The 951-nt window shown below is 61.8% G+C and carries 2 protein-coding genes; both read right to left on the bottom strand.

What is annotated here, in order from left to right; translation table 11 throughout:
- Positions 1 to 117 (bottom strand): NmrA family NAD(P)-binding protein (locus tag EOA22_RS35280; RefSeq protein ID WP_164756253.1); only part of this gene is annotated, 117 nt, incomplete at its 3' end.
- A gap of 31 nt (positions 118 to 148) precedes the next feature.
- The coding region (locus EOA22_RS35275) for a serine hydrolase domain-containing protein (RefSeq protein ID WP_164756252.1) at positions 149 to 951 on the bottom strand (803 nt) is incomplete at its 5' end.

Below are 951 nucleotides of genomic sequence, written 5' to 3'. Positions count from 1 at the left end.
CCAGACATCCGCCTTGGCGGGGTCGCGCAGCACCGCGCGGACTGGTTCTCCGGCTTCAATCAGGGCTTTCGCCAGCGCGCCGCCGACCTTGCCAGTAATTCCTGTAATCGCATACATGATGTTCTCCTGGTGTTGAGGTGGGAATTGATCAGGCGAGGCCGTCGTAGAGGCCGCGCTCGAATGTGCCGTAGAGCTTCACGACCTTTTCGTCGTAGAAGGGCAGAAGCTGGGTGAAGATGGCTCCGGTCACCTTCCTGACCGGATCGAGCCAGAAATAGCAGTTGAGCAGGCCGGCCCAGGAAATGCTGCCTGCCGACCGACCGTTCGGACCGGGCAGCGTGTTGATGTCGAACGAATAACCCCACTTGTGGGGCTCGCCTGGAAACTGGTCGAAGCTCTGCGAATAGGCAGGCTGGGCGGTCCGCATGGCCTGGACGTCGAGGTCGCCGATCTGGTTGCGCATCATCGACGCGACCGTTTCCGGCTTCAGCACCCGTACGCCTTTATGAGTGCCTCCGTTCAGCAGCATCCGCAGGAAGGCCATGTAGTCGCGCGGCGTACTGAAGCCGCCGCCGCCGCCCATGAAGAATTCCGGCCGCTGCGGCATTTCGAAGGGAGCGGGCGTCAGGCCGCCGTCTTCGCGACGGTTATGGAAGGTGGCGACCCTGGCCTTCTGCTTGCTTCCGATCAGGAAGCCTGAATCGGTCATGCCGAGCGGGGCGAAGATGTTCTCGAGGAAATAGACTTCCAGAGACTGGTCGCTGACCGCTTCCACCAGCTTTCCGACCCAGTCCATGCTGATGCCGTATTGCCAGCGTTCGCCGGGGTCGAATTCGAGCGGTGCCAGGAAGGCGCCGTTCTTGCACGTGGCGATGTCCGGCATGCCGGTGACGTTCTCGTAGCGGGTCAGTGCATCGCTCCAGATCGAATAGGCATACCCGGAGGTGTGAG

It is taken from the genome of Mesorhizobium sp. M7A.F.Ca.US.014.04.1.1 (genome assembly GCF_003998745.1).
GTDB lineage: Bacteria > Pseudomonadota > Alphaproteobacteria > Rhizobiales > Rhizobiaceae > Mesorhizobium > Mesorhizobium ciceri.
This window is presented reverse-complemented; position numbering and strand designations above follow the sequence as displayed.